At 64.0% G+C, this 4,710-nt stretch carries 5 protein-coding genes and 1 pseudogene; 1 reads left to right on the forward strand and 5 read right to left on the reverse strand.

Going from position 1 to position 4,710, the window contains the following annotated elements; all coding sequences use genetic code 11:
• Nucleotides 1-51 precede the first annotated feature (51 nt).
• From JHD07_RS31155 to rpmH, 5 genes are all read right to left on the reverse strand, one after another.
• Nucleotides 52-417 (reverse strand): DUF423 domain-containing protein, encoded by a 366-nt coding sequence (locus JHD07_RS31155; protein ID WP_291629113.1) that lies wholly within the window; start codon nucleotides 415-417, stop codon nucleotides 52-54.
• Entirely contained in the window at nucleotides 417-1,070 is a 654-nt protein-coding gene (gene yihA, locus JHD07_RS31160) for a ribosome biogenesis GTP-binding protein YihA/YsxC (protein ID WP_291629114.1), read from the reverse strand. Before yihA ends, JHD07_RS31155 begins: the two co-directional genes overlap by 1 nt.
• A 113-nt stretch (nucleotides 1,071-1,183) precedes the next feature.
• Nucleotides 1,184-3,052 carry a membrane protein insertase YidC gene (gene yidC / locus JHD07_RS31165; RefSeq protein WP_291629116.1) on the reverse strand — a complete coding sequence of 623 codons (1,869 nt, stop codon included), beginning with the start codon at nucleotides 3,050-3,052 and terminating at the stop codon, nucleotides 1,184-1,186.
• Nucleotides 3,053-3,068: 16 nt separating this feature from the next.
• Nucleotides 3,069-3,455, reverse strand: a complete 387-nt coding sequence (gene rnpA, locus JHD07_RS31170; protein WP_291629117.1) for a ribonuclease P protein component — start codon at nucleotides 3,453-3,455, stop codon at nucleotides 3,069-3,071.
• Nucleotides 3,456-3,481: 26 nt separating this feature from the next.
• Nucleotides 3,482-3,616: a 50S ribosomal protein L34 gene (rpmH, locus tag JHD07_RS31175; protein ID WP_008542748.1), complete on the reverse strand. Its 135-nt coding sequence runs from the start codon at nucleotides 3,614-3,616 to the stop codon at nucleotides 3,482-3,484.
• A 348-nt stretch (nucleotides 3,617-3,964) separates the two neighbouring features.
• Here rpmH and JHD07_RS31180 point away from each other — a divergent pair.
• Nucleotides 3,965-4,710, forward strand: a pseudogene (locus JHD07_RS31180) (sensor histidine kinase); the annotation flags it as partial.

A 4,710-nucleotide genomic window follows, 5' to 3' on the forward strand; every position in this document is an offset into this window, starting at 1 on the left:
GCTCAACATGAGCCGACCCTCCCCCTCCAGGGGAGGGTAAGAAAGAGCGCGCTATTTTTTCGCCACCACCGCCGCCAGCGTCAGCGCCAGCCAGCCCGCGATCATCACCGTTCCGCCGGTCGGCGCCGCCATCGGAAACAGCGCGTGCCCGGCATATTGCCGCAAGGTGAGGTCGCCCGCGAACAGCGCGGCGCCGGTTACGAGGCCGAACGCCGCAACGAGGCCAATTCCGCCGTGCAGAAGGCTGCGCGCCAGCAGAGCTGCGGTCGCCAATACGGCACTTGCATGAAACAGCAGCATGGCGCTGGCGGAAGCGAGCCGGCTCGCATCCGCGCCGTGGGCGGAGGCCGCGGCCAGCGCGACGCCGGCGGCGCCCATCAATCCGGCAAGCCCGATCAGGAGGCGGTTGGCCACCATTACTTGCTCCGCTCTTCCAAGAGCTTCGCCATCGCTGCGCGCAAGCTCTCCATGCCGGTCGAACTGCGTGACGAGGTCGCGAGCACGGTCGGGAACGCGGCCGGATGCTTGGCGAGCGCCGCCTCGGTCTCGGCGATGCGCGCTTGCAGCTCGGCGGCCTTCACCTGGTCTGTCTTGGTCAGCACGATCTGGTAGCTGACGGCGGAACGGTCGAGCGTCTTCAGTACGTCGAGATCGACATCCTTGATCCCATGCCGCGCGTCGATCAGCACGTAAACGCGCGCCAGGGAGGCGCGTCCCAGCAGGAATTTGTGGATCAGCTCGGTCCAGGACGCGACCTGGCTCTTCGGCGCCTTGGCATAGCCGTAGCCGGGCATGTCGACGAGGCGGAGGTCGGTTTTCCCGGGTACCTCGAAGAAGATCAGCTCCTGGGTGCGGCCCGGCGTATGCGAGGTGCGCGCCAGCGCGTTGCGCCCCGTGAGCGCGTTGATCAGGCTCGACTTGCCAACATTGGATCGCCCGGCGAAGGCGATCTCCAGACCCGCCATCGGCGGCAACGTTTCGATCGAAGGCGAGGCCCAGATGAACTGCCAGTCGCGTGCGAACAGCTTGCGTCCAGCCTCGATCAGCTTCGCATCTTTGTCGTCAGTCATGCGAAGCTCTTTTTTTGCACCGTCATTCCGGGATGGTCCGAAGGACCAGACCCGGAATCTCGAGGTTCCGGGTTCAATGCTTTGCATCGCCCCGGAATGACTGAGGGAGAGACCTACGTCGCCTTCCGTGCGAACGTCGCCTTGAGATTGTCGAATAACTCCACCTTCACGCCGTTGCGGCGCATGATGTAGCTCTGCTGGATCACCGAGAGCAGATTGTTCCAGGCCCAGTAGATCACGAGACCTGCCGGGAAGCCGGCCAGCATGAAGGTGAAGATCAGCGGCATCCAGTTGAAGATGAGCTGCTGGGTCGGATCCGGCGGCGTCGGGTTCAGCTTCATCTGGAACCACATCGTGATGCCCATGATGATCGGCCAGATGCCGAGCGCGAGGTAATGGCCGAACACCGGAATCGTGGTCGGATCGAATGGGATCAGCCCGAACAGGTTGAAGAGATTGGTCGGGTCCGGCGCCGAGAGGTCCTTGATCCAGCCGAAGAACGGCGCGTGCCGCATCTCGATGGTGACGAACAGCACCTTGTAGAGCGCGAAGAACACGGGGATCTGGATCAGCACGGGAAGACAGCCGGCGACCGGATTGATCTTCTCCTTGCGGTAGATCTCCATCATCTCCTGCTGCTGCTTCACCTTGTCGTCGGGGTAGCGCTCCTTCAGCGCCAAAAGCTGCGGCTGGATCGACTTCATCTTCGCCATCGAGGCGTAGGACTTGTTCGCCAGCGGGAAGAACAACAGCTTCACGATCACGGTCACGAGCAGGATCGAGATGCCGAAATTGCCGAAGAAGCGGAAGAAGAAGTCGAGGCCGAGGAACATCGGCTTGGTGAGGAAGTAGAACCAGCCCCAGTCGATCAGCAGGTCGAACTGATTGAGGCCAAGCGCCTTGTTGTAGCCGCCGAGGCCTACGAGCGGGAAGTTGATGCCGACCACGCCGGCTTCTTTGGCCCCTGCGAACAGCCGCGCGTTCGCCGTCGCGGTGCCGCCGATCGCGACGGTGACGGGGTCGAGCAGATAGTCGGTCTGGTAGGTGTGGGCCTTGCCGACCGGGTTCGACGAGAAACGCGCCTGGAGCTGGGCGTTGGTGTCCGGCAGCAGCGCGGAGGCCCAGTATTTATCAGTAATGCCGAGCCAGCCATTGGTGGCCTTGAAGTTCACCTGCTTGGCTTCGTCGATCTTGCTGTAGGCATATTCCTGCAGCCTGTGTTCGCCGAGATAGCCGATCAGGCCTTCATGCAGGATATAGTAGCCGGAGACATGCGGCGCGCCGTGGCGCGAGATCAGCGCGAACGGGTACAGCGTGACCGGCGCATTGCCCACATTGCTCACCTCGTCCTTGATGGTGAAGAGATAATGGTCGTCGACCGCGATGGTGCGGCGGAAGGTGAGGCCGTCGCCATTGTCCCATTTCAACACCACCGGCGTCGACGGCGTCAGGCTGCCGCTGCCCTCTTGCTGCCAGACGGTCTGCGCATCCGGCATCTTTGCCGTCACGCCTGTCGCCGCAACCCAGCCGAACTCGGCGTAATAGGGCTCCGCCGTGCCCGAGGGCGAATAGAGGATGATCGGCGGCGATTTCGGGTCGACCGTCTCGCGATATTGCACCAGCGCGATGTCGTCGATACGGCCGCCCTTTAGGGCGATGCTGCCGGCAATGCGCGGCGTCTCGATCTTGACACGCGGGCTCGCTGCAATGGCGGTCTCACGCGCAATGACGGGCTGGGCCTGGTTCACGGCCGGCGTCGACGGCTGGGCCGCACCGGGCTGCGGTGCGCTGCCCGGCGTTGCCGGCGCGCCTGGCGTCGCCGACGCGCCCGGCTGCGGCGTCGTGCCCTTCTGGAGTTCGGCCTGCGCCTGCTGCTGGGCGCGCTGCTTCTCCATCTGCGGCACGTTGTAGAAGTACTGCCAGGCGATCAGGACGAGGCCCGACAGAATGACGGCGAGGATGGTATTGCGATTGTCGGTCATCTCGATTGTCTCGTCATCAATCCGGTTTGCGGCTGGCAGCGGGAGCGGGGCCTGGCCTCTGGCCGCGGGCTTTGGCCGTATGCCGCGCGGGCTTCGTGAACGCTATGCGCAGATCGTCGAGCATGGTGGCGAAGTCGCGCGAGAGCGCGTCCCTTCGTCCGACCAGGACATAATCGTGATGAGGCTGGATCGACACCGGATCGAGCCGCTTCACCAATTCGCGAAGCCTGCGCCGGATGCGATTTCGCTCGGGGGCGTTGCCGTTCTTTTTGGTGACGGTGAAGCCGATCCTGGCGGGGCCGGAATCATCGCGGGAGCGGCTTTGCAGGACGAACGCGGGACTATTCACCCGCGCGCCATTGGCAACGGCGAGGAAATCCGCCCGCTGCCTCAGCCGATCCATGATGAAATCCCAAAAGGGGGTCCGGCTCAGGCGCTCAGACGCTTGCGGCCGCGGGCGCGGCGGGCGGCGAGAACCTTGCGGCCGCCGGCAGTGGCGAGACGGGCACGGAAGCCGTGACGGCGCTTGCGCACCAGTTTGCTGGGTTGATAAGTCCGCTTCACGGGTTTTTCTCCGCTGACCGGGCAATTTGCCTGTAGAAGTGAAGGTAAAGTCCGGAAGATGCGGCCCAAACGGGCCCTTTTCGGCCCCAAGAGAGCCGCTCCCGGCGTCACACCGGGTCATCGCGGACAGTTGGCGCGGCTTATAAGGGAGTGCCTTGTTCTCGTCAACGCCGCACAGGCGCACGCTTCCGGTGAATATCGCGGTCTGCAAGGGGTTTTTAACCCTAGAGGTGGCGACTCGCGATATCAGCGCTTACATCACACCTTGGCAGATTAGCGATCCGTAATTTGACCGAGCTCGGGGCCGGTCGCATCCTCCACCAGCCAAGGCCAACAGGGGCGAACTTCGTGGCAGCCACAGATCGCCAGCCGATCCAGGACCTGGATCAGCCGGACCAGCCGGCGACGCGGCCCCGCAACTCGCGCGGGCTCGGGCTGTCCGGTAAGCTGCTGCTGCTTACCGTTCCCCTGGTGATGATCGCCGCCGTGCTGCTCTACGTGCCCGCCATCGCCAATTTCTGGGTCAACCGGCTGAACGACCGTGTCGCGGCGGCCAATACCGCGGCGCTGGTGCTGGATGCAGCGCCGCTCGGCATGGTTCCCGATTCGCTGTCGCGGGAGATCCTGAAAAGCATCAATGCCCGCGCCGTCGCCATCAAGATGGGTCAGCAGCGCCGGCTGCTCGCCAGCGACAACATTCCGGCCGCCATCGAGCATGACCTCGACCTGCGCGACATGACGGCCTGGGAAGCCATCACCGGCTCGTTCCGGATGATGCTGGAGACCGGCAACCAGGCCATCCGCATCGTCGGTCCCGGGGTTGGCAATGCCCAGTTCATCGAGATCGTCACCGACGAACTTCCATTGCGGAAGCAGATGTACCGCTTCTCCCGCAACCTCGTGGTGGTCGCGCTGATCATCGCCGTGCTGACCGCGGGTCTCGTCTATCTTGCGCTCCATTATCTCTTCGTCCGTCCGATGCGGCGGCTGACCGCGAGCCTCGTCGGCTTCCACGAGAACCCCGAGAGCTCGGCCGGCATCATCGTGCCGAGCCAGCGCAGCGACGAGATCGGGGTCGCCGAGCGCGAATTGTC

This window comes from Bradyrhizobium sp. (genome assembly GCF_016462955.1).
In the GTDB taxonomy this organism is placed as follows: Bacteria; Pseudomonadota; Alphaproteobacteria; order Rhizobiales; family Xanthobacteraceae; genus Bradyrhizobium.

Bases quoted from the DNA above. Each gene is read 5' to 3' on its own strand.
- JHD07_RS31155 (WP_291629113.1), bottom strand. From the start codon at position 417: ATGGTGGCCAACCGCCTCCTGATCGGGCTTGCCGGATTGATGGGCGCC.
- yihA (WP_291629114.1), bottom strand. From the start codon at position 1,070: ATGACTGACGACAAAGATGCGAAGCTGATCGAGGCTGGACGCAAGCTG.
- yidC (WP_291629116.1), bottom strand. From the start codon at position 3,052: ATGACCGACAATCGCAATACCATCCTCGCCGTCATTCTGTCGGGCCTC.
- rnpA (WP_291629117.1), bottom strand. From the start codon at position 3,455: ATGGATCGGCTGAGGCAGCGGGCGGATTTCCTCGCCGTTGCCAATGGC.